The following is a 21,422-nucleotide window of genomic DNA, read 5'->3' as shown; positions in this document are numbered from 1 at the left end:
CTGCCGCCCCCAGCTTGGAGAATCCTCGATGACCACCGTGCCTGGCACCGACGTCAACACTGCCTCGCTCGCCGATCTCGACCCGGAAGTCGCGCAGGCGATGGCGGGTGAGTTGTCCCGTCAGCGCGACACCCTCGAGATGATCGCGTCGGAGAACTTCGTTCCGCGCGCCGTGCTGCAGGCCCAGGGCAGCGTGCTGACCAACAAGTACGCCGAGGGCTACCCGGGTCGCCGCTACTACGGCGGCTGCGAGAACGTCGACATCGTCGAGGACCTCGCGCGCAACCGCGCCAAGGAACTGTTCGGTGCCGAGTTCGCGAACGTGCAGCCGCACTCCGGCGCCCAGGCGAACGCCGCGGTGCTCATGGCGCTGATGACGCCGGGCGAGAAGCTCCTCGGCCTCGACCTCGCGCACGGTGGCCACCTCACCCACGGCATGAAGCTGAACTTCTCCGGCAAGCTGTACGACGTCGCGTCCTACGGGGTCAGCAAGGAAGACCACCGTATCGACATGGACGAGGTCCGCGACATCGCGCTGCGGGAGAAGCCGAAGGTCATCGTCGCCGGCTGGTCGGCGTACCCGCGTCACGAGGATTTCGCCGCGTTCCGGTCGATCGCGGACGAGGTCGGCGCCTACCTGTGGGTCGACATGGCGCACTTCGCCGGTCTGGTCGCTGCCGGCCTGCACCCGTCGCCCGTGCCCTACGCCGACGTCGTGTCCACCACCGTGCACAAGACCCTCGGCGGACCCCGCTCGGGTCTGATCCTGGCCAAGCAGGAGTGGGCCAAGAAGATCAACTCCGCGGTGTTCCCGGGCCAGCAGGGCGGACCGCTCATGCACGCGATCGCCGCGAAGGCCGTCGCCCTGAAGATCGCCGCCGGCGAGGAGTTCAAGGATCGTCAGCGGCGCACGCTCTCCGGCGCGAAGATCCTCGCCGAGCGCCTGTCGCAGGCGGACGTCGCCGACAAGGGCATCTCCGTGCTCACCGGTGGCACCGACGTGCACCTGGTGCTGGTGGACCTGCGCAACTCGGAGCTCGACGGCCAGCAGGGTGAGGACGCGCTGCACGAGGTCGGCATCACCGTCAACCGCAACGCCGTGCCGTTCGACCCGCGCCCGCCGATGGTCACCTCCGGCCTGCGCATCGGCACCCCGGCCCTCGCGACCCGCGGATTCGGCGACGAGCAGTTCACCGAGGTCGCCGAGATCATCGCGCAGACCCTGATCGGTGGCGCCGACGTCGACGCGCTGCGCGCCCGCGTCAGCAAGCTGGCTCAGGATGTGCCGCTGTACCAGGGCCTGGAGGACTGGACGCTCATCTGATCGCCCGCCTGCGTTAACGCATTCTTCACCGACACGCCCCGCGCTCATCGAGCGTTCGGGGCGTGTCGGCGTTAGCGTCGACGTTGTAGCCGACACAGTTGCCGGTTACACGGGAGGTCCTGGTCGTGGCTGAGGCAATCAGTGCGAGGGGCCGGCACCCGGCCCTCGTGTCCGTAGCGGACACCCGGGACGACCGGCCCACCGAGAAAGACACTTGCGTGGTGCCGCGCAGGTCTAGGAGCCTCACGTGACCGCAACACGCTCCGTCCCCGCTCGCACCGGCGATCGCTCCGCGAAGTCCGCTGCGAAGAAGTCCCCGGTCCGCACGTACGTGCTGGACACTTCGGTGTTGCTCTCCGATCCGTGGGCGGTGACCCGCTTCGCAGAACACGAGGTGGTGCTCCCCCTGGTGGTGATCGGGGAACTGGAGGGCAAACGGCATCATCACGAACTGGGCTGGTTCGCACGCGAATCGCTTCGGCTGCTCGACGATCTGCGCCTCGAGCACGGTCGTCTCGACCAGCCGATCCCGATCGGTGACGCCGGCGGCACCCTCCACGTGGAGCTGAACCACACCGACCCGTCGGTGTTGCCCGCCGGGTTCCGCACCGACGACAACGATTCCAGGATCCTGGCGTGCGCGCTCAATCTCGCGGTCGGCGGCCGGGACGTGGTGCTGGTCAGCAAGGACATCCCGTTGCGGGTGAAGGCGGGCGCCGCGGGTCTGCCCGCCGACGAGTACCACGCGCAGGACGTGGTGATCTCCGGTTGGACGGGCATGACCGAACTCGACGTGGACCGGTCCGTGATCGACACCCTGTTCTCCGAGGGAGTCATCGACCTCGACGAGGCGCGGGATCTTCCGTGCCACACGGGAATCCGGATGCTCGGTGGGGCGTCGAGCGCGTTGGGCCGGGTGACTCCGGACAAGCGGGTGCAGCTGGTGCGCGGCGACCGCGAGGCCTTCGGGCTGCACGGACGTTCCGCGGAACAACGTGTGGCGCTGGACCTTCTGCTCGACGATTCGGTCGGCATCGTGTCCCTCGGTGGGAAGGCCGGCACCGGCAAATCGGCGCTCGCGTTGACCGCCGGGCTGGAAGCGGTGCTCGAGCGGCGCACCCAGCGCAAGGTCGTGGTGTTCCGCCCGCTCTATGCGGTCGGCGGCCAGGATCTCGGCTACCTGCCGGGCAGCGAGAGCGAGAAGATGGGACCGTGGGCGCAGGCGGTCTTCGACACCCTCGACGGCCTGGCCAGCCCCGCCGTGATGGACGAAGTGATCAGCCGCGGCATGCTGGAGGTGTTGCCGCTCACGCATATTCGCGGCCGGTCGCTGCACGACTCGTTCGTGATCGTGGACGAGGCGCAGTCCCTCGAGCGCAACGTGCTGCTCACGGTGCTCTCACGGCTGGGGTCCGGTTCGCGGGTCGTGCTCACCCACGACGTCGCGCAGCGCGACAACCTGCGTGTGGGTCGTCACGACGGCGTCGCCGCGGTCATCGAGAAACTCAAGGGGCACCCGCTGTTCGCGCACGTGACCCTCACGCGCAGCGAGAGGTCGCCGATCGCCGCGCTGGTCACCGAGATGCTCGAGGAATTCGCCCCCGGCGCCTGAAATCCGTTGGGTGATGGGACATCCATCCGGTCTCACCGGGTGGATGTTCCCATCCTGCGGGTTCGTGGTCGGTCAGGCGGGGCCGAGCTCGGCCTCGAGGACCTCCTGGGTGACGCGCATCGCGGCGAGGGCGGCGGGGGAGCCGCAGTAGGCGGCCGAATGGATGACGGCTTCGGTGATCTCGGTGCGCGTCAGGCCGTTTCGGAGGGCGCCGCGGATGTGGCCGCGCAGCTCGTTCTCGGCGCGGAGGGCGATGAGCATGCCGATGTTGAGCAGGCTGCGGCTGCGGCGATCGAGACCGGGACGGGTCCACACCGCGCCCCACGCGTGCTCGGTCACGAACTCCTGCAAGGCCTCCGAATCCGTGCCACGGGCACGGTCGAACGCGCGCTCGACGAAGTCGTCGCCCATCACCTCCCTGCGGACCTCGAGTCCGGCCTCGAAACCGGGGGTGCGCTCGGCGTCGCTCATCGTACTGCTCCCTGTTCACACCGCCGAACGGTTCGGCGGCCTCGAGAATTCTACGACCGGCGCAGTACCGCCCGGAGGACACCGGTCGCGGTGGCTCCCAGGAAGGTGGCCATGTCGTAGTGGTCGCGCCACACCCGGATCCGTCCGTCGCGCACCTCGAACGTGCCGCACACCCAGAACGCGATCGACACCCGGCCCACCCGCAGCACGTCGGTGCGTTCGGTCAGCACCACGCCGTTCCCGTCGTCGGCGATGTGGTGCATCACCACGTTCAGGCCTACCGAGGGGCGGGACATTCCTTGGAGCGTGCGGCTGACCCTCGGGAGCCCGCGCAGCGTCGGCAGTCCGGTGTTGTACCAAGCGATTTCGGGATCGAGCAGCGCGACCGCGGTGGCGATGTCGGATGCCGCCAGTGCGTCGAGGAAATTGCGCACCACCGCGATCGCGGACTGGGAAGTGGTCGTGTCGGATGTGGTCATGATGCTCCCTGTCGTGTGAAGGTTCCCATGCCGTCGGAATTCCAGTACTCGAACGTCACCGCATCGGGGGTGAACGTCGCGGTCGAGATCGTCCCGTCCGGGGCGTTCTCGCCGGTGACTTCGAACGTGAACACGTCACCGTCCCAGTGGGTCAGCGGATAGGTCTGGCCCACCGGCCCGATCGTGAGCGCGAGGCTGCCGTCCCGCTGGTCGATGCGTGCCGGTCCGAAGTACGGATTGTCGTAGATCCCGGTGTACCGGTCGAGGGGCTTCGCCGGCGCCGGATCCGTGGGCGGCTCCTGGCCGACCAGCGAACCCTTCGGGTCGGCGTAGGCCGAATATGCCTTCTCGTACAGCCCCGCCCAGTCCTCGCGGATCTCCCCGAACTGCACCAGGTCGACGAACTCGGCATTGAGCGTGTCGGGGACCCCGATCGGCGCGGCGTTGGTGAGCGTGACGATCGCGACGTCGGCCGACGGCACCGCGGTGAACGCGGTGGCCGCGCCGAGTGCGAACGCCCCCGCGTGACCGACCGAGGTCCGTCCCGACGCGAGCGTTCCGACGTTGAACCCGTAGCCGTAGAAACCGCCGCGGCTGTCCGGGGTCGCGGGCGCACGCGACACCACCTGCGGGGACAGTGCGGGTTGCAGCGCCGACGCCTCGACGACGGTGCGCCCCTCGAACTGCCCGTCGGCGAGCAGCATGGTGAGCCATTTCGCCACGTCGTTCACCGACGAGGAGATCCCGCCAGCCGGCGATTGCTCGTCCGGATCGCGGACCTCACGCGCGACGTACTCGCCGTCGACCAGCATGTGCCCCGGCGCCCGGTTCTCCCGAGCGGTGAAATCGTCGAATCGTGAACTGGTCGAGCTCATTCCGAGCGGCTCGTACAGTACTCGCTGCGACAGGTCGGCCCAGTCCGCACCCGCCGCGTCCGCGACCGCCTGGGCTGCCGCGGTCACACCGAAGTTCGTGTAGTCGTAGGTGATACGGAAAGGCGAGAGGGGAAGCAGCCGCAGCCGTTCGAGAATCTGCGCGCGATCGTAGCCGAGATCCTCGAGGTCGTCGCCGGCGTGATCGGGCAGCCCCGAACGGTGTGCGTACAGGTCCCCGACGGTGACGTGTTCGGTGACGTACGGTTCGGCGAGCGCGAAGGTCGGAAGGTGCTCGATCACGGGATCGTCCCAGCCGACCACACCGGCACCGACCTGCTGGGCGACGACGGTCGCCCCGATCGACTTCGACATCGACGCGAGCTGGAACACCGTGTCGGCATCGACCGGCTCGTCGGAACCGGCCGCGCGGACACCGAAACCCTTCGCATACACGGTTTCCCCGTCGTGCACGACCGCGACCGCCATACCCGGGATCCCGGTGTGATCGAGCAGTTTCTGCGCGAGGCCGTCGAGCTGCGCGATCGCGTCGTCGATCTGCCCGTCCGGAATGGGAACTCCCGCAACCTGGTCGGGCGCGAGGTCGGCGGGTTGCGACGGGGGTCTTTCACGGTCGCTCGTGTCGATCGTGACGCAGCCGGTTGTCGAGGCCGCGAGAGCGAGCACGACACCGAGCGCGAAGCGAGGGAATGCACGCATGAGCGACCTTTCCGTCGGTCGGATGATAGTCCCGCGCGAGCCTGCCTGTCGGCGAAAGCGTACCCCCGGGACGGGGAACTGCAACGATTCGGAGGAGTCTGTGCGGATTCGCGACGAGGCGCGCGATGGGATGGCAGCGTGCGAAGGGACGCATGCGTAGTGCACAGCCGTGTAGTTCAGCAGTGAGGAGTCAGCCGTGAAGGGAATCCCACGACGAGTCGCCACCACCGCCGCCGCGGTTGCCACCGTCGGGCTGGTGGTCGCGGGCTGCAGCGACGACAACGACACCACCTCCGAGAGCGCCTACCAGAGTGAGACCAGTGCCGCCGAGGCCGCGCAGTCCGCTGCGGAGTCGGTGGTGGAGAGCGCCCAGTCCGCGGTCGAGAGCGCTGCCGAGAGCGCCGTGGGCGCCGCCGAGAGTGCCGGAAACGAGATCGCCGGTGACGCGACCACCGTGGTGGCCGGCCCCGACGGTCAGGAATACGCGATCAGCGGCGCTGTCCTCGACAAGTACAACGAGACCGGGGGAGCGGCCGGTCCGCTCGGCCCGCCGACCGGAAGCCAGGAGAGCATAGGCGACGGCAGCATCGGCGAATTCGAAGGCGGCGTCATCGCGTGGAGTCCGGACACCGACGCCCACATCGTGGGGGGCGAGATCCGGGTCGCGTGGGAGGCCGCCGGTGGTGCCGCCGGCGAACTCGGCTTCCCCACCAGCGACGAACATCCCATCCCCGGCGGTGTGCAGAGCGATTTCGAGATGGGGCACATCACCTTCATCGACGGCAGGACCGAGGTCGTCACCGAGTAGCGTCCGCCGGTGTGTCGGGACGTTTGGCGTCTCCTGGGCGCGGGAAGCCGGTCCTCATGGCTACCTACAGAGTGATCAACCCGGAGGGCGAGGTCGTGGACACCCGCGACATCGAGAGCGCGGAGGACGCGCACGCCTGGTTCGTCGATCAGCGAGCCGACAACAGCGAACTCGGCTGGCGGATGGAGGCTCAGCACGAGGACGGCACGTGGCACTTCTTCGACGACACGGAGGGTGCGGCGCAGTGACGTGTGCGCCGCACCCGTCCTCGTCTAGGAGTCGCGCTCGACGTTCGTCATCGCGAGCACGTCGAGGCGCCGGTCCAGTTCCTCCTCGCTGAGGCCGTCGCCGATCAGACCCCGGTCCACGACGGTCTGTCGGATCGTCTTCTTCTCCTTCAACGCCTGCTTGGCGACCGCCGCGGCCTCCTCGTATCCGATCGCCGAATTCAGCGGCGTCACGATCGACGGCGACGATTCCGCCAGCGTCCGAAGGTGTTCGACGTTCGCCTCCAGCCCGGTGATGCACCGGTCGGCGAACAACCGGGACACGTTCGCGAGCAGGCGCATCGATTCGAGCAGGTTCCGCGCCATCACCGGGATGTACACGTTCAGCTCGAACGCCCCGGCCGCGCCGCCCCACGCGACAGTGGCATCGTTCCCCACGACCTGTGCCGCGACCTGGGTGACTGCTTCGGGCAGAACAGGATTGACCTTGCCGGGCATGATCGAGCTGCCCGGCTGCAGGTCGGGCAACCGGATCTCGCCGAGCCCGGTCAGCGGACCGGACCCCATCCACCGGATGTCGTTCGCGATCTTCGTCAGCGACACCGCGATCGTGCGCAGCGCACCCGACGCCTCGACGAGCCCGTCCCGCGCGGCCTGCGCTTCGAAACTATCGCGGGCGGGGCGCAACTCGTCGATGCCCGTGGACTCGACGAGTTCGGCGACGACCAGCCGCCCGAACCCCTCGGGGGCGTTCAGCCCGGTGCCGACGGCGGTGCCGCCGATCGGCAGCTCTCCGAGTCGCGGCAGGCACGCCTGCACCCTTTCGATCCCGGCCTCGACCTGCCGGGCATAGCCCCCGAACTCCTGCCCGAGCGTCACCGGAACGGCGTCCATCAGATGCGTGCGCCCGGACTTGACGACGGTGCGCCACTCGGTGGCCTTCGCGGCCAGCGCGGCGTGCAGATGCTCGAGCGCGGGAATCAGATCGCGCACCGCGGCTTCGGTGGCGGCGACGTGCGTCGAGGTGGGGAAGGTGTCGTTCGACGACTGCGACATGTTGACGTCGTCGTTGGGATGCACCGTCACCCCGTTGCGGGCGGCGATCGACGCGATGACCTCGTTGGCGTTCATGTTCGAGCTGGTGCCCGAGCCGGTCTGGAAGACGTCGATGGGGAACTGGTCGTCGTGCTCACCGGCCGCGATCTCACCGGCCGCGGCGATGATCGCGTCCGCCTTGCCGGCGTCGAGCAGCCCCAGGTCCTTGTTGACCTGCGCGCAGGCCGCCTTGAGCAGGCCGAGCGCCCGGATCTGGGCGCGTTCGAGACCGCGACCCGAGATGGGGAAGTTCTCCACGGCGCGCTGCGTCTGCGCGCGCCACAGGGCGTCGACCGGAACCCGGACCTCGCCCATCGTGTCGTGTTCGATGCGGAACTGCGGTTCGCTGTTCTCAGTCATGAACCTCAGCTTGCCACCGAGGCGGCTTCGCCGCCGGTGTGTCGAAGTGGCGGTTCCGACCGCCACAAAGACACACCGGCGCGAAGCGCATTGTCAGGGCATCGGGGGCTGCGCGCCGTCGACACCGGTGAAGTTGATCGACGAGAACTCGTGCAGCTTCTCGAGGCGGTGGTAGGCCTCGATCATGCGGACCGTGCCGGACTTGCTGCGCATGACGATCGACTGCGTGGTCGCGCCGCCGCCGTAGTACCGCACGCCCTTGAGCAGGTCGCCGTCGGTGACACCGGTCGCGCAGAAGAAGATGTTCTCGCCGGTGACGAGTTCCTCGGTGGTCAGGATCCGGTCCAGGTCGTGGCCGGCGTCGATGGCCTTCTGCCGCTCGGCGTCGTCCTTGGGGGCGAGCTTGCCCTGCAGCGCGCCACCCATACAGCGCAGCGCCGCCGCGGCGATGATGCCCTCCGGGGTGCCGCCGATGCCCAGGAGCATGTCGACACCGGAATCGGGGCGGGCGGTCGCGATCGCACCGGCGACGTCGCCGTCGGAGATCAGGCGGATGCGCGCACCGGTCTCCCGGATCTCCCGGATGATCTCGGAGTGCCGCGGACGATCCAGGATCGTGACGGTCGTATCGGAGATGGTGCGATTCTTGGCCTTCGCGACGCGACGGATGTTCTCGGCGACACCCGCGGACAGGTCGATGACGTCGGCAGCCTCGGGACCCACGGCGATCTTGTCCATGTAGAACACGGCCGACGGGTCGAACATGGCGCCGCGCTCGGCGACCGCGAGGACCGCGATCGCGCCCGGCGCACCCTTCGACATCAGCGTGGTGCCGTCGATCGGGTCGACGGCGACGTCGCACAGGGGGCCGTCGCCGTTGCCGACCTCCTCGCCGTTGTACAGCATCGGGGCTTCGTCCTTCTCGCCCTCGCCGATCACCACGATGCCCTGCATCGACACCGAGCTGACCATGTGACGCATCGCGTCGACGGCGGCACCGTCGCCGCCTTCCTTGTCGCCGCGGCCGACCCAGCGGCCTGCCGCCATCGCCGCGGCCTCCGTGACGCGGACCAACTCGAGGGCGAGGTTGCGGTCCGGAGCTTCGCGGTGCGATGGGGTGGCCGTCATGGGCTACTGCCTCCTGATGCTGTCGGTCGACGCGGTGCGCCGGCACGAGGGACGGCCGTCGAGTCGCGCGGCCGCCGAATCCGATGGTGGTTCAGGCTGCAATTGTCTCATCAGCGCCGGTGCGGCGGAGGCTGGGACCCGGACCGGCCGCGGCCCGTTCCTGCGGAGGCTGTCAGACTGGACGCGTGGCTTCCGAGAAACCCCGCATCCTGAACGACGCCCGTGACATGACGTGGTCGCTCATTCCGCTCGTCCTGGCGTGCCTCGTCATCGCTGCGATCGCAAGCCAATGCTCGTTCAACCCGGGCGGTCCCACCGCGGGTCCGGTGCCGAGCTTCGACATCGATGCAGGTCTCGAGTACGACGCGAGGGAACTGGGATTCCCCATCCGGCATCCGCAGGTCCCCGAGGACTGGCAGGCCAACTCGGGCAGCCGCAGCATCATCACCGGCCAGCAGGGCGGCGACTCGAGCACGGTCGGGTTCATCACCCCGTCCGGCCGCTACGTACGCTTCACCCAGTCCAACGCCGGTACCGACGAGCTCGTGCGGTTCGTCGCGGGCTCGAGCCGGTTCGTCACCGGCACCGAGACCATCGACGGCCGCGACTGGACGGTGTACGCCGAGGAGGGGAGCGAGCCGCTGTGGGTCTCGGACTTCGGTGACGTGCGGATCCTGATCGGCGGATCCGGCGACGAAGCCGAGTTCGCCACGATCGCTGCCGCGGCGAACGCAGCGGAGCCGCTCACCCCGTAGGCCGCGACCGGGCCGGTCGGTTGTCCCCGACCGGTCAGTCTTCTTCGTCGTCCTCGCTGTGCGACAGGGCGTTCTCGACCCGTTGCCGAGCACCCGCGAGGTGCTCCTCGCACCGCTTGGCGAGCGCTTCGCCGCGCTCCCACAGCGCCAGCGACTCGTCGAGGTCCAGGCCACCCTGTTCGAGCATCTTCACCACGTTGACCAGTTCGTCGCGGGCCCTCTCGTAGCCGAGCTCCGCCACATCCGCGTTCGTGTCACTCACACCGTCATCCTCGTCGTCACTTCTCTCGTCCCATCACCGCGGCCCGCGCGGCACCGTCACCGACCCGGACCCGCAACTGGGTTCCCGGGGGCATCTCGTCGATCGACCGGACGACCTCCGGGTCGCCGTCGGGCACGATCCGCTGCACTACCGCGTAGCCGCGTGCGAGGGTCGCGGCCGGACCCAGCGTCGCCAGCCGGGCCCGCAGATGCTCGATCGTGGTGGCCTGCGCCGCCAGCACCCGATCGATGTCGCGGCGACCGGCCTGCCGTAACCGCTCGACCTCCTCGCCACGCTGATCGATCGCGCGCAGCGGATCGGCCAGGACCGGCCGGGACCGCAACTGTGCCACCACGTGCTCCTCGCGGCGCACCCAGTTGCGCAGCGCCGACGCGGCGCGCGCCCGCAGATCGTCGACGAGCGCCTGCTCGGCGGCGGCATCCGGCACGACCCGTTTGGCGGCGTCGGTGGGGGTGGCGGCCCGCAGATCGGCGACGTGATCGCACAGCGGACTGTCGGGTTCGTGGCCGATCGCGCTGACCACCGGGGTCGTGCACGCGACGATCGCGCGGCACAGCGTCTCGTCGGAGAACGGCAGCAGATCCTCGACACTGCCGCCGCCGCGGGCCAGGACGATCACGTCCACCGCGGGGTCGGCGTCGAGTTCGGCGAGCGCATCGAGGATCTGCGGTACCGCGGTCGGGCCCTGCACCGCGGTGTTGCGGATCTCGAACCGCACCGCGGGCCACCGGCGCTGCGCCACCGACACCACGTCGTGCTCGGCGGCGCCGCCGCGGCCGGTGATCAGGCCGATACGGCCCGGTAGGAACGGCAGCGGCCGCTTGAGCCGCGGATCGAACAGACCTTCCGCTGCGAGCAGCGCGCGCAGCCGTTCGATGCGGGCGAGCAGTTCGCCGATGCCGACCGCGCGGATCTCGGTGACACGCAGCGAGATGCTGCCGCGCGCCGGCCAGAACGACAGTTTCCCGAACATCACGACCCGCGCGCCCTCGACCAGCGTCACCGGCGAACTGTGGATCAGCTGCGGGGAGCACGTCACCGACAGGGACATGTCCACCGAGGGATCACGCAGGGTCAGGTACGCCGTGCGCGTTCCGGGGCGCACGTTCATCTGGGTGATCTGGCCCTCGACCCAGATCGTGCCGAGCCGATCGATCCAGCCCGCGACCTTCTGCGACACGGTGCGTACCGGCCACGGATTGTCCGCGGAGTTCGGTTGGGTGGTGGGATGCGCCGAGGTCACTTCGTGGTGGTGGTCGTGATCCGGTTCGACAACATCGTCACGAACGGCGCCCGCGCCCGTGTCGCGTTCTCGTAGTCGAGCAGCGCCGTCAGGTCCTCCACGGACAGGGTGCGCAGGCGCGCACGCAATTGCGCGAGGGTCAGCGAGGTGTAGTCGAGGTCCTCGACGATCCCGGGCACCTCGGTCTCCGCCGCGGTCGGGGCCGGTTTCGCGCTCTCACCCGGTTCCGGGGCGTCGGCCGCTTTCTCGGCCGCGGTTTCGGTCTCGACGGCCGGCGGCATGGAGTACAGCGCGAACCGGCCGGGCGCCTCCGACTGCTCCGCCCCGTTGGTGGCGGCGTTCGGTGCCGGAGCCTCGTCCTCGTCGAACACCGCCCACTCCGGGGTTTCCTCGGCTCGGGCGCCCAGCGCCTCGAACAGACGATCCCCCTTGATCGCGAGCGCGGTCATCGACTGCTGGATCCTCATCGTCGTCTGCAGGACCTGGCTGACCGTCGTCATCGGCAGCGCGAGGGCGGTCGACGGCAGCTTGAGTGTCTCTTCGTAGGCGGTGACGGCGACCCCGGCCGCCACCCGAGCCATGAACGGTGGACGGATCATGCCCCCAAGACTGCCTCACGAGCCCCACGATTGGTAGCCGAGGTGGGCCGTGACGGAAGCCGAGGCGGGCTCCGCCCCGCATCGGCCCGTACCCTGGAGGCATGTCTGCGCCTGTTCCACTCGAAGTCGGTATCACACGGTCGGCGGGGACCGCGTCCGCAGGGAAGCGGGTGTTGCTCGCCGAACCCCGCGGATACTGCGCCGGGGTCGACCGCGCGGTCGAGACCGTGGAGAAGGCGCTCGAGAAGCACGGCGCCCCGATCTACGTGCGGAAAGAGATCGTCCACAACCGGCACGTGGTGGACACGCTAGCCGAGCGCGGTGTCGTGTTCGTCGACGAAACCGACCAGGTTCCGCCCGGATCGGTCCTGGTCTTCTCCGCACACGGGGTGTCCCCGGCGGTCCACCAGGCGGCCGCCGCCCGCGACCTGCACACCATCGACGCGACCTGCCCGCTCGTGACCAAGGTCCACCAGGAAGCCAAGCGCTTCGCCCGCGACGACTACGACATTCTGCTCATCGGGCACGAAGGCCACGAGGAAGTCGAGGGCACCGCAGGTGAGGCCCCCGATCACGTGCAACTGGTCGACGGCCCCGACGCCGTCGACGCCGTCCGGGTCCGCGACGAATCGAAGGTGATCTGGCTCTCGCAGACCACGCTGAGCGTCGACGAAACCATGGAGACCGTGAAACGGCTGCGCGAGAAGTTCCCGCAGCTGCAGGACCCGCCGAGCGACGACATCTGCTACGCCACCCAGAACCGTCAGGTCGCGGTGAAGGCGATGGCTCCCGAATGCGATCTGGTGATCGTCGTCGGATCACGCAACTCGTCGAATTCGGTGCGCCTCGTCGAGGTGGCGCTCGGCGCAGGCGCGAAGGCCGCGCACCTCGTCGACTACGCGCGTGAGGTCGATCCGGCCTGGCTCGACGGCGTCGAGACCGTCGGCATCACCTCGGGGGCGTCGGTGCCCGAGATCCTCGTGCGCGGCGTGCTCGATCTGCTCGCCGAACACGGTTACCGCGACGTGCAGACCGTCACCACCGCCAACGAGACGCTGGTGTTCGCACTCCCACGCGAGCTGCGCGCAGCCAGGGCCAGGTAAGGCGGCTGCGCCGCCGGTGTGCCTTTGTGGCGGCGGGAGCCGCCAGAAGTACACACCGGCGCGAAGCGCAGCTCAGTCCTCGTAGCGGTCGCGGTAACGCACCGCGGGCGGCGGGTAGGCGGGGGTGCTCACCTGCGGTCGGGGCGTCGCGCGCGGCGGTGCCTGCCGCTCCGGCTGCGGCTCGCGGCGGCGCGGATCCGGTTCACGGCGCGGCGCCGATTCCGACCTCCGTGCGCGGGCGTCGTCTGCCGGGCGCCGCTGAACGGACGGATTGTCGCGGGTGTCGGCGACCTGCCGGACGGACGTCTTCGTCGGGTCGGCCGCCTCGCGCTCCCGGCGGGACCGCGCCGGATTCTGCGGGGCACGCTCCGCGCTCTGCCGGGTGCGGGCGGGTGCGGCCGCGGTCCGCGGCCGCCGGCCGGGTTCGTCGACGACCTCGCGACGGGGAGCGGTCGCGCTTCCGGATGCCTTCTGCTCGGCCGGGCGCGAGCTCCTGACCGCAGCGCTCCTCACCGCCGCGCCCTTCGAGGCAGCGCTCTTGGACGCAGGGCTCTTGGACACAGTGCCCTTGAATGCGGCGGGTCGGGACCTCTTCGCCCCGCCGGAACGATTCGCCGTCTCCTGCTGGGCCATGTAGATCCGGACACCACCGATGATCAGCACCGCCGCGGTGGCAACGAACATCGCGGGGAACCGGTTCACCAGCGGATACGCCACGTTCAGCGCGAGATCCCGCAGGCCGGAGCCGCTCGATTCGAACAGCAACTCCTGGGCGAGGGGAATCGCCGCCACCAGCAGCAGCGGAGGCTGTGCCATCGCGGTGAACACACCGCGCTGCTGCACCGCGACGACCGCGGCGATGCATCCGAGGACATAGAAGACGGAGAAGACCGTCGTCAGCTCGTCACCGCGGAACGAGTCGATCAACGCACCGAGCAGAGTCGCCCCGGCGGCAATGACGACGGCACCCCACCAGGGCACTCCGGGCATGGTCGGAGCGAGCGAGCGCATGTCGAGCGCCACCGCCGGGCGAGCACGTTGGGATGCAGACACACATAGACAGTAGACCCACCGACTCAGATTGCTTCGTCGACGGCACCGGCCGGATCCGGGTTTTCGGTCAGGGTGGCGCGCCGCGGCCACGCGTCGACCCGACGCACCTCGGGCACGTCGCCGTCGAAGATCTCCAGTTCGCTGAGCTTCCGGGCCGTCACCCCGACACGTGTCTCCATCGACGACACCGTCTGATTGAACGAATCGACCGCCTTGCCCAGTTGCGCGCCGAGCCGGTCGAGGTGACTGCCCACGGTGCCGAGCCGCTGATACAACTCGCGGCCGAGCCGGTGGATCTGCGCGGCGTCGCGCGACAGTGCCTCCTGCCGCCATGTGTGCGCGATGGTGCGCAGCAACGCCACCAGCGTCGTGGGTGTCGCGAGGATCACGTTCCGGCCGAACGCGTACTCCAGCAGACCCGAGTCCGCGGTGAGCGCAGCGTCCAGGAACGGATCGCCCGGCACGAACAGCACCACGAATTCGGGCGTCGGGTCGAACGACTCCCAGTACGCCTTCGCGGACAACTGGTCGATGTGGGTGCGCAGCTGCCGAGCATGCCGTGCCAGGTGCCGATCGCGTTCGGCGACGTCCTCTTCCTGCGCCGCGTCGAGGTACGCGGCGAACGGGACCTTCGCGTCGACGACGATCTGCTTGCCGCCTGCCAGGTAGACGAGCAGATCAGGTCGCACCCCCTCGGCGGCGACCTGCGTGTCGAAATCGCAGTGCCGGACCATCCCGGCCAGTTCCACCACCCGCTCGAGCTGGATCTCACCCCACCGGCCGCGGATCTGCGGGGCCCGCAGCGCCGTCACGAGCTGCTGGGTCTGCTGCGACAGCGACAGCGACGCCCGGTGCATGCCCTCAACCTGCTCGGTCAGACCGGCATACGCGTGGACCCGATTGCGTTCGACGTGCTCGACCTGACGGGCCAGCGCGCCCACCGCCTCCTGCAGCGGCCCCACCAGCCGCGACACCTGCTCGCCGATCGCGCCGGACTGCCGGCGCGCCGCGTCCTCGCTGACTGCGCCGAGCGACTGCCGCAACTGCGTCTCGTTGTCCCGCAGCGCCGCGAGCTGCGCCTCGGCGCGCGCGGTCCGGTCGCCGATCCGCGACGCCTGCGCCAGCCACCCCAGCCCGAACCCGAGAACGAGCGCCACGATCAGCCCGAGTGCCGTGAGAGCAGTCATGAGGCGGATGATGCCGCACGGGACCGACATGCGCGGGGCACTCACCCCGAACCGGACGTGTCGGTGCGGTCCTCTACGGTCGTCGCCATGCGGATCCTGCACACCTCCGACTGGCACATCGGCCGCACCTTCCACGGTGTGGACCTGCTGGGAGACCAGGCGCGCGCCCTGACCGCGATCGCCGAACTGGTCGCCGAGCGCAGCGTCGACATCGTGGTCGTGCCCGGCGACGTGTACGACCGGTCGATCCCCAGCTCCGACGCGGTAGCGGTGTGCAACGCCGGGTTCGAGGCGATCCACGAGGCGGGCGCGATCATCGTCGCGACCTCCGGCAACCACGACTCGCCGGTGCGGCTCGGTGCCGGCGCCGCGTTCGCCGCCAAGGGGGGACTGCACCTGATCACCAAGGTCGCCGACGTGGACCGCCCGGTGATCGTCGACGACGAGCACGGCCCGGTCGCGTTCTACGGCATCCCCTATCTCGAGCCGGAGATCACCCGAGCAGAACTGGGCGTGCCCAAGGCCCGCTCCCACCAGGAGATCCTCGACGCCGCGATGGGCCGGGTCCGCGCCGACGCCGAGATCCGCGGCGGCCGGACGGTGCTGCTCGCGCACGCGTTCGTCGTCGGGGCGGAGGCGACCGGTTCGGAACGGTCCATCTCGGTCGGCGGTGTCGAAACCGTGTCCGCGTCCGCGTTCGACGGCATGGACTATGTCGCCCTCGGGCACCTTCACTCCCCGCAGACCGTCGCCGAGCACGTCCGTTACTCCGGGTCACCGCTGCCGTACTCCTTCGGCGAACGCAGTCACCGCAAGGCGGTGTGGCTCGTCGACCTCGACGCGACCGGCGTGGCGTCGGTCGAACGGGTCGAGCTCCCCGTCGTGCGGGGCCTGAGCCAGCTGTCCGGAACACTCGAGGATCTGCTCGCCGATCCCGAGCACGCCGCTGCAGAGGACCACTACGTCGCGGCCGAGCTGACCGACGCGGTTCGGCCGCTCGATGCGATGCGACGGCTGCAGACCCGGTTCCCGCACGCGGTGCACGTCGTCTGGAACCGCCCCGACACGACGTCGGGAACCAGCTACCGGGAGAAGGTGCACGGCCGCAGCAACCTCGACGTCGCGTGCGCGTTCCTGACGGACGTGCGGTCGGAGCCGTCGCAGCGGGACGCCCGCTGGATCGAACAGGCGCTGCGCGAGGCCGACCGCGTAGGCGCGGACAAGATCGCGGCCGCCGACGAGGTCGTGGAGGTGTCGGCGTGAGGCTGCACGCACTCGAGGTCACCGCGTTCGGGCCGTTCGCGGACACGGTCCGGGTCGACTTCGACGAACTCGGCGCCGACGGGCTGTTCCTGCTGCACGGCCGCACCGGAGCGGGCAAGACCTCGATCCTCGACGCGGTCGCGTTCGCGCTGTACGGGACGGTGCCGGGTGCGCGCGCCGAGGGGCGCCGGCTGGTGTCCGATCACGCCGCCGCCGGTGCCGTCCCGAAGGTGATGCTCGAGGCCACCATCGCCGGCCGACGCCTGCGGATCGTGCGCAGCCCCGAATACGAACGCCCGAAGCTGCGCGGCACCGGCACGACCAAGGAGAAGGCGAAGGCGACGCTGACCTGGCTGGACGGGTCGGGGCAGAACCTGTCGCGGCACGAGGACATCGGCGAGGTGATCGGGGCACTGCTCGGCATGAGCGCGGCTCAGTTCTTCCAGGTCGTCCTGCTGCCCCAGGGGGAGTTCGCGAAGTTCCTCCGGGCCGACAGCAAGGAACGCGGCGCGCTGCTCGAGCGGCTGTTCGACACGACGCTCTTCGGCGGTGTCGAGAAATGGTTCCGCGAGCGGGCCGCTGCCGGTGCGAAGAAGCTCGCCGAACAGCAGAAGAAGGTCGACGTGCTCAGCGCGAAGGTCGACGCGGCGGCCGGGATCGAGGCCGGTGCCGACGCCGACCCGGTCGGGTGGGCGCGCAAGCTGCGCGAGGACGCCGTCGACACCCGGGACAGCATGATCGTCGCGCTGGACACCGCCTGCGACGCGGAGCGCAGCGCCCGCGCGGAACTCGAGGAGGCGGTCGCGCTGGCCCGTCGCCTGGAGCGCCGCGCCGCCGCACAGTCCGAACTCGCGGCCCTCGACGCCACTGCGGACGAGCGGGCCGCGCTGGCCGCCGAGAGGGCGGCCGCGCTGCGGGCGGTGCCGGTCGCGGTGACCGGTGAGGAATCCCGCCGCGCCGCGTCGACCGCCGCGGCAGCGTTGCAGGCGGCGGCCGATGCACTCGCCGCGCTGTCCGGCGACGACGACGGTCGCGCGCTGCTCGACGAACTGCCCGAACAGCCCGAGGACGGCGACCGCGATCGGATCCGCGGGCACGAGCAGCGGTGGTCCGCGGAGGTCGTGCGGCTCGACGATCTCATCGCGCAGCAGCGTCGCGTCGCGACCCTCGACGACGAACGGTCCCGGCTGGACGAGCGTCGTCGCACGCTCGCCGCCGACATCGAACAACTCACCGCGCAGCGGGATGCGTTGCCCGTGCGCCGCGACGAGGCTGCCGCCGCCGTCCGCGCCGCGGAACAGGCCGCGGCCGCACTGCCGGGTCTCGCCGCAACCCGCGACCGCGCCGCCGATGCGGTCGCCGCAGCGGACGAACTTGCTTCGCGCAGAACCGAACTCGACAAGCGTGAGCAGCGCGTCGTGGAGCTGCGTGCGGCGCATCTCGACGCCCGGGCCGTCCTGCTCGACGTGCGGGAACGGCGAATCGCCGGTATGGCAGCCGAATTGGCGGCCGAACTCGTCGACGGGCAGGAATGTGCCGTCTGCGGATCCACCGAGCATCCCGCGCCGGCGCGGCCCGCACCGGACACTGTCACCAAGGCCGACGAGGACGCGGCCCGCGAGGCCGAGCAGCGCGCCGAGGCGGCACTCGCCCGGGCAACCGCTGCCGTCGCCGAGGCGGCCGAAGTCGTTGCGGCGCTGCGCCAGCGGTGCGGCGAGCGGCCGCTCGACGACCTCGTCGCCGAACGTGACGCCGCCAGGTCGGCCCACGACGCGGCGGCCACGGAGGCCGGGGAACTCGATCGGCGTCGCACGCAGGTCGACACCCTGGAACGGCTCGACGCGGAACTGCAGGAGCGGCTGCGCGGCACGGAGGCCGAGGTCGCGGAGATCGCGCAGGCCGACGCGGTCGCCGCTGCCGAAGCCGACGAGATCCGGGCTCGCATCCACGCCGCGGTCGGGGACGGGGGTTCGCTCGTGGACCGCCGCGCGCGGCTGGCGGCCCTCGCGGCCGCGGCCACCGAACTGCTCGACCGGCGAGCGGCCGCCGTCCGGGCCCGGACCTTCGCCGACGAGCGGGCCCGCGACGCCGAGCAAGCCGCCGTCGACGCCGGATTCCACGACCTGGACGCGGCACTGGCCGCCGTGCGATCCGACGCGCGTCTGGCCGAGATCGACGCACTCGTCCGCGCCGCCGAGGAAGCCCGCGCGGTCGCGGCCGCCACGCTCGCCGAACCCGAGCTCGCGGCGCTCATCGGAGACGAGACGGCCGACGTCGCGGCGCGGCAGGACGCCGCGAACCGCGCCGCCGCCGAACTGCACGCGGCGCTCACCGCTGCCTCGGAGGCCGATCGGCGGCTCACCGACATCGACAAGTACACGACCCGGCTCGAGCAGGAGGATGCGAAGCTCGCGCCCCTGCGGGCCGAGCAGAACGAACTGGCCGGACTCGCGGATGTGATCGCAGGTGGCGGGCAGAACTCGCGGAAGATGTCGCTGCGGTCGTATGTGCTCGCGGCGCGACTCGAGGAGGTCGCCGAGGCGGCGTCCGAGCGGCTGCGTCGAATGTCCGGTGGACGCTACGAATTCGTGCACTCCGACGCCGCAGGCAGCCACGGCAAACGAGGCGGTCTGGGTCTGGACATCCACGACGAGTACACCGGGATGGTCCGGTCCACGAAGACCCTGTCGGGTGGTGAGTCGTTCCAGGCGTCGCTCGCGTTGGCGCTCGGGTTGGCCGACGTCGTCGCCGCCGAATCCGGGGGGCTCGTGCTCGACACCATGTTCATCGACGAGGGGTTCGGCACGCTCGACGCCGACGCCCTCGACTCGGTGATGGGTGTGCTCGACGAACTGCGTGCCGGTGGCCGCGTCGTCGGGGTGGTCAGCCACGTCGACGAGATGCGGCAGCGCATCCCGAGCAGGCTGCACGTCGTCCGGGGCCGGGCCGGCTCGACGGTCGAGATCGCGAGCTGAACCCGGCCACGTCGGTCAGCTCGGTTCGGGTGCCGAGCCCTCCCCGGGAGCGGGCAGCGCCAGGGTTTCCTTGTTGGCTGCTTCGACGCGTTCGTCGATCTGTTCGCCGATGTAGCGGATCACCACCGCGGCGACCGCCGCGACCGGCACGGCGAGGAACGCCCCGACGATGCCGAACAGCGACGACCCGGCCGTCACCGCGAGCAGCACGATGACCGCGTGCAGGTGCATGCTCCGTGATTGCAGCACCGGCTGGAGCACGTTCCCTTCGAGCTGCTGTACCGCGATGATGATGCCCAGCACGATGATCGCGGTGGTCAGGCCGTTGGCCACGAGCGCGACGAGGACCGCGAGGGCGCCGGCGACGAACGCGCCGACGATCGGGATGAACCCGCCGATGAAGGTGATGATCGCCAGCACGGGTGCGAGCGGAACACCGAGGATGACCAGGCCGAGACCGATGAAGAACGCATCGATGAAGCTCACCAGCGCCTGCGTGCGGATGAACCCGCCGAGCGTGTCCCACATGCGGACGAGCACTTCTTCGAGGTGACGTCCCGCGCGCCCACCGCCGACGGCGTGCAGCCACGGGATGAACCGCGGGCCGTCCTTGATGAAGAAGAACGTCAGGACCAGCACCAGGCCGAGGGTGACCAGCAGCGAGCCGGCCGTGCTGACGCCCGAGAACACGCCGCTGGCGATGGTCGCGGCGCTGCCCTGAACCTTCTCCACCACCACCTGGACCGCGTTCTCGAGCTGCTCGTCGCGGAGGTTGATCGGCGGTCCCTGAATCCAGTCCTCCACCTTGTGGATACCCTCGGTGGCCTTGTTACCCAGCTCCGGGGCCTGCGACACCACCGACGGCACGATGCCGGCGATGATGCCGCCGACGACCGCGAAGAACAGCAGCAGGGTGACCGACGCGGCCGCCGCGGGTGGCACACGGCGTTTCATCAGGGCACGGGTCGGCGGCCACAGGACCGTCGACACCACGATCGCGAGGGCGACCGGGAGTACGACCACCCACATCTTCTCGATGATCCAGCCGAGGACGACAGCGCCCGCGGCGATCAGGACGACGCATGCCGACACCTTGGCCAGCCAGATGCCGCCGGCGCCGATGACCGCGCCCCGATCGAGGGGACGTGCGGGTAGTTCGGGCGGGGACTTCGCTTCGCTCAACGGGGATCCTTCCGACGGCCTCGTTCCGACAATCTAACGGAGCGAGCGTCCGGTTCGCCGATGCACACGGGCCTCGCGTCGGACCCCGCGGAACTCCGGGCTGTGAGTCGTGTACCTGGCGGAATTCGACGATTCCCGCGTTCGGCCGCGGGACGCGTGGGACCCTCGAGTGCATGAGCACACGAAGCGTGGGATCTCGGATCCGGAAGTCGGTTCCGGCGGCCGTCGCCGCACTCGCGGTCGCATGCACACTCGCCGCCTGTTCCTCCGACGAGGACAACACCCCGGCGAGCGAGGAGGCGCAGTCGTCGCTGGGTGCGGTCGTGACGAGTGTCCGCGAGCAGGCGGAGGGTGCGGTGTCGTCCGTGCAGAGCGCCGCGGAGAGCGCCGCGGAGAAGGCCGGGGAAGCGATCGACCAGGCGAAGCTCAGCGCATTCGTCGGTACGTTCCGCACCGCCTACCCGGACCTGGCGGCGGATCGGGAAACGGAGTCGATCGAGAAGATCGTCACCGACACGTGCCCGATGATCGAGGACGGCGCTCCGCAGCAGGACATCGACGCGACCGTCCAGGAACTCGCCACCAACGGCTCGGTGGAACCGACCGACGACCAGGCGGCGCGCATCGCGCAGCTCGTGAAGGTCGCCTGCCCGTAGGCACTGCCGGCTCGGTACGTTCGGGTG

Annotated in this window: 20 protein-coding genes; 9 read left to right on the top strand and 11 right to left on the bottom strand. The window is 70.0% G+C overall.

Features of this window, described 5'->3' with window-relative positions; translation table 11 throughout:
• The first annotated feature begins 28 nt into the window (after positions 1–28).
• Together glyA and ACWDTS_RS01240 are read left to right on the top strand one after the other, a co-directional pair.
• Complete coding sequence (glyA, locus tag ACWDTS_RS01245) at positions 29–1,324, top strand: serine hydroxymethyltransferase (RefSeq protein WP_197257213.1); 1,296 nt, start codon at positions 29–31, stop codon at positions 1,322–1,324.
• Positions 1,325–1,571: 247 nt separating this feature from the next.
• The gene (locus ACWDTS_RS01240; RefSeq protein WP_248676134.1) at positions 1,572–2,936 is read left to right on the top strand and encodes a PhoH family protein; all 1,365 of its coding nucleotides are present in this window, start codon (positions 1,572–1,574) and stop codon (positions 2,934–2,936) included.
• A gap of 72 nt (positions 2,937–3,008) precedes the next feature.
• Here the strand turns inward: ACWDTS_RS01240 and ACWDTS_RS01235 are convergent, their stop codons facing one another.
• From ACWDTS_RS01235 to ACWDTS_RS01225, 3 genes are read right to left on the bottom strand one after another with little or no spacing between them, the layout of a single operon-like run.
• The gene (locus tag ACWDTS_RS01235) at positions 3,009–3,407 is read right to left on the bottom strand and encodes a carboxymuconolactone decarboxylase family protein (protein WP_197257209.1); all 399 of its coding nucleotides are present in this window, start codon (positions 3,405–3,407) and stop codon (positions 3,009–3,011) included.
• 50 nt (positions 3,408–3,457) lie between these two features.
• Entirely contained in the window at positions 3,458–3,886 is a 429-nt protein-coding gene (locus ACWDTS_RS01230; RefSeq protein WP_248673855.1) for a limonene-1,2-epoxide hydrolase family protein, read from the bottom strand.
• Entirely contained in the window at positions 3,883–5,478 is a 1,596-nt protein-coding gene (locus ACWDTS_RS01225) for a serine hydrolase (protein WP_450117383.1), read from the bottom strand. Before ACWDTS_RS01225 ends, ACWDTS_RS01230 begins: the two co-directional genes overlap by 4 nt.
• 196 nt (positions 5,479–5,674) lie before the next feature.
• Here ACWDTS_RS01225 and ACWDTS_RS01220 point away from each other — a divergent pair, with 196 nt between their 5' ends.
• Together ACWDTS_RS01220 and ACWDTS_RS01215 are read left to right on the top strand one after the other, a co-directional pair.
• Positions 5,675–6,286, top strand: a complete 612-nt coding sequence (locus ACWDTS_RS01220; protein WP_197257201.1) for an LGFP repeat-containing protein — start codon at positions 5,675–5,677, stop codon at positions 6,284–6,286.
• 56 nt (positions 6,287–6,342) lie between these two features.
• Positions 6,343–6,534 (top strand): hypothetical protein, encoded by a 192-nt coding sequence (locus ACWDTS_RS01215; RefSeq protein ID WP_197257199.1) that lies wholly within the window; start codon positions 6,343–6,345, stop codon positions 6,532–6,534.
• A gap of 24 nt (positions 6,535–6,558) precedes the next feature.
• On the opposite strand, the gene ACWDTS_RS01210 is transcribed toward ACWDTS_RS01215, so the two are convergent.
• Both ACWDTS_RS01210 and glpX read right to left on the bottom strand, forming a co-directional pair.
• Entirely contained in the window at positions 6,559–7,968 is a 1,410-nt protein-coding gene (locus tag ACWDTS_RS01210; RefSeq protein ID WP_197257197.1) for a class II fumarate hydratase, read from the bottom strand.
• Between the two features lie 93 nt (positions 7,969–8,061).
• Positions 8,062–9,096, bottom strand: coding sequence for a class II fructose-bisphosphatase (glpX, locus tag ACWDTS_RS01205; RefSeq protein WP_197257195.1), 1,035 nt, complete (start codon positions 9,094–9,096; stop codon positions 8,062–8,064).
• Positions 9,097–9,281: 185 nt separating this feature from the next.
• Between glpX and ACWDTS_RS01200 the strand changes: the two genes are divergently transcribed.
• Positions 9,282–9,851: a DUF4245 domain-containing protein gene (locus tag ACWDTS_RS01200; protein ID WP_197257193.1), complete on the top strand. Its 570-nt coding sequence runs from the start codon at positions 9,282–9,284 to the stop codon at positions 9,849–9,851.
• A 34-nt stretch (positions 9,852–9,885) separates the two neighbouring features.
• Here ACWDTS_RS01200 and ACWDTS_RS01195 read toward each other — a convergent pair whose 3' ends face one another.
• The 3 genes from ACWDTS_RS01195 to ACWDTS_RS01185 are packed head-to-tail and all read right to left on the bottom strand — an operon-like array spanning position 9,886 to position 11,976.
• Complete coding sequence (locus ACWDTS_RS01195) at positions 9,886–10,113, bottom strand: exodeoxyribonuclease VII small subunit (protein WP_197257191.1); 228 nt, start codon at positions 10,111–10,113, stop codon at positions 9,886–9,888.
• A 16-nt stretch (positions 10,114–10,129) separates the two neighbouring features.
• The gene (xseA, locus tag ACWDTS_RS01190; RefSeq protein WP_197257189.1) at positions 10,130–11,377 is read right to left on the bottom strand and encodes an exodeoxyribonuclease VII large subunit; all 1,248 of its coding nucleotides are present in this window, start codon (positions 11,375–11,377) and stop codon (positions 10,130–10,132) included.
• Positions 11,374–11,976, bottom strand: coding sequence for a lipid droplet-associated protein (locus tag ACWDTS_RS01185; RefSeq protein ID WP_248673858.1), 603 nt, complete (start codon positions 11,974–11,976; stop codon positions 11,374–11,376). The genes xseA and ACWDTS_RS01185 overlap by 4 nt, the downstream gene beginning before the upstream one ends.
• A 101-nt stretch (positions 11,977–12,077) precedes the next feature.
• On the opposite strand from ACWDTS_RS01185, the gene ACWDTS_RS01180 reads away from it, so the two are divergent.
• Positions 12,078–13,079, top strand: a complete 1,002-nt coding sequence (locus ACWDTS_RS01180) for a 4-hydroxy-3-methylbut-2-enyl diphosphate reductase (protein ID WP_248673859.1) — start codon at positions 12,078–12,080, stop codon at positions 13,077–13,079.
• 72 nt (positions 13,080–13,151) lie between these two features.
• On the opposite strand, the gene ACWDTS_RS01175 is transcribed toward ACWDTS_RS01180, so the two are convergent.
• Together ACWDTS_RS01175 and ACWDTS_RS01170 are read right to left on the bottom strand one after the other, a co-directional pair.
• Positions 13,152–14,132 (bottom strand): DUF6542 domain-containing protein, encoded by a 981-nt coding sequence (locus ACWDTS_RS01175; protein WP_308200786.1) that lies wholly within the window; start codon positions 14,130–14,132, stop codon positions 13,152–13,154.
• 23 nt (positions 14,133–14,155) lie between these two features.
• Complete coding sequence (locus ACWDTS_RS01170; RefSeq protein WP_197250443.1) at positions 14,156–15,319, bottom strand: DNA recombination protein RmuC; 1,164 nt, start codon at positions 15,317–15,319, stop codon at positions 14,156–14,158.
• 87 nt (positions 15,320–15,406) lie between these two features.
• On the opposite strand from ACWDTS_RS01170, the gene ACWDTS_RS01165 reads away from it, so the two are divergent.
• Together ACWDTS_RS01165 and ACWDTS_RS01160 are read left to right on the top strand one after the other, a co-directional pair.
• Complete coding sequence (locus ACWDTS_RS01165; protein WP_450117382.1) at positions 15,407–16,582, top strand: exonuclease SbcCD subunit D; 1,176 nt, start codon at positions 15,407–15,409, stop codon at positions 16,580–16,582.
• A complete protein-coding gene (locus ACWDTS_RS01160) occupies positions 16,579–19,557 on the top strand; it encodes an AAA family ATPase (protein ID WP_450117381.1) in 2,979 nt (992 codons plus the stop codon). The genes ACWDTS_RS01165 and ACWDTS_RS01160 overlap by 4 nt, the downstream gene beginning before the upstream one ends.
• Positions 19,558–19,572: 15 nt before the next feature.
• Here the strand turns inward: ACWDTS_RS01160 and ACWDTS_RS01155 are convergent, their stop codons facing one another.
• Complete coding sequence (locus ACWDTS_RS01155) at positions 19,573–20,739, bottom strand: AI-2E family transporter (RefSeq protein ID WP_197257906.1); 1,167 nt, start codon at positions 20,737–20,739, stop codon at positions 19,573–19,575.
• 173 nt (positions 20,740–20,912) lie between these two features.
• Between ACWDTS_RS01155 and ACWDTS_RS01150 the strand changes: the two genes are divergently transcribed.
• Complete coding sequence (locus ACWDTS_RS01150; protein WP_197257908.1) at positions 20,913–21,395, top strand: hypothetical protein; 483 nt, start codon at positions 20,913–20,915, stop codon at positions 21,393–21,395.
• Positions 21,396–21,422 lie beyond the last annotated feature (27 nt).

The sequence above is a fragment of the Rhodococcus sp. NPDC003383 genome (genome assembly GCF_053589115.1).
This window is presented reverse-complemented; position numbering and strand designations above follow the sequence as displayed.

Coding starts and splice junctions, on each gene's coding strand:
- ACWDTS_RS01225 (WP_450117383.1), bottom strand. CDS start 5,478: ATGCGTGCATTCCCTCGCTTCGCGCTCGGTGTCGTGCTCGCTCTCGCG.
- ACWDTS_RS01165 (WP_450117382.1), top strand. CDS start 15,407: ATGCGGATCCTGCACACCTCCGACTGGCACATCGGCCGCACCTTCCAC.
- ACWDTS_RS01185 (WP_248673858.1), bottom strand. CDS start 11,976: ATGATCCGTCCACCGTTCATGGCTCGGGTGGCGGCCGGGGTCGCCGTC.
- ACWDTS_RS01215 (WP_197257199.1), top strand. CDS start 6,343: ATGGCTACCTACAGAGTGATCAACCCGGAGGGCGAGGTCGTGGACACC.
- ACWDTS_RS01180 (WP_248673859.1), top strand. CDS start 12,078: ATGTCTGCGCCTGTTCCACTCGAAGTCGGTATCACACGGTCGGCGGGG.
- glyA (WP_197257213.1), top strand. CDS start 29: ATGACCACCGTGCCTGGCACCGACGTCAACACTGCCTCGCTCGCCGAT.
- ACWDTS_RS01235 (WP_197257209.1), bottom strand. CDS start 3,407: ATGAGCGACGCCGAGCGCACCCCCGGTTTCGAGGCCGGACTCGAGGTC.
- ACWDTS_RS01150 (WP_197257908.1), top strand. CDS start 20,913: ATGAGCACACGAAGCGTGGGATCTCGGATCCGGAAGTCGGTTCCGGCG.
- ACWDTS_RS01230 (WP_248673855.1), bottom strand. CDS start 3,886: ATGACCACATCCGACACGACCACTTCCCAGTCCGCGATCGCGGTGGTG.
- ACWDTS_RS01210 (WP_197257197.1), bottom strand. CDS start 7,968: ATGACTGAGAACAGCGAACCGCAGTTCCGCATCGAACACGACACGATG.
- glpX (WP_197257195.1), bottom strand. CDS start 9,096: ATGACGGCCACCCCATCGCACCGCGAAGCTCCGGACCGCAACCTCGCC.
- ACWDTS_RS01170 (WP_197250443.1), bottom strand. CDS start 15,319: ATGACTGCTCTCACGGCACTCGGGCTGATCGTGGCGCTCGTTCTCGGG.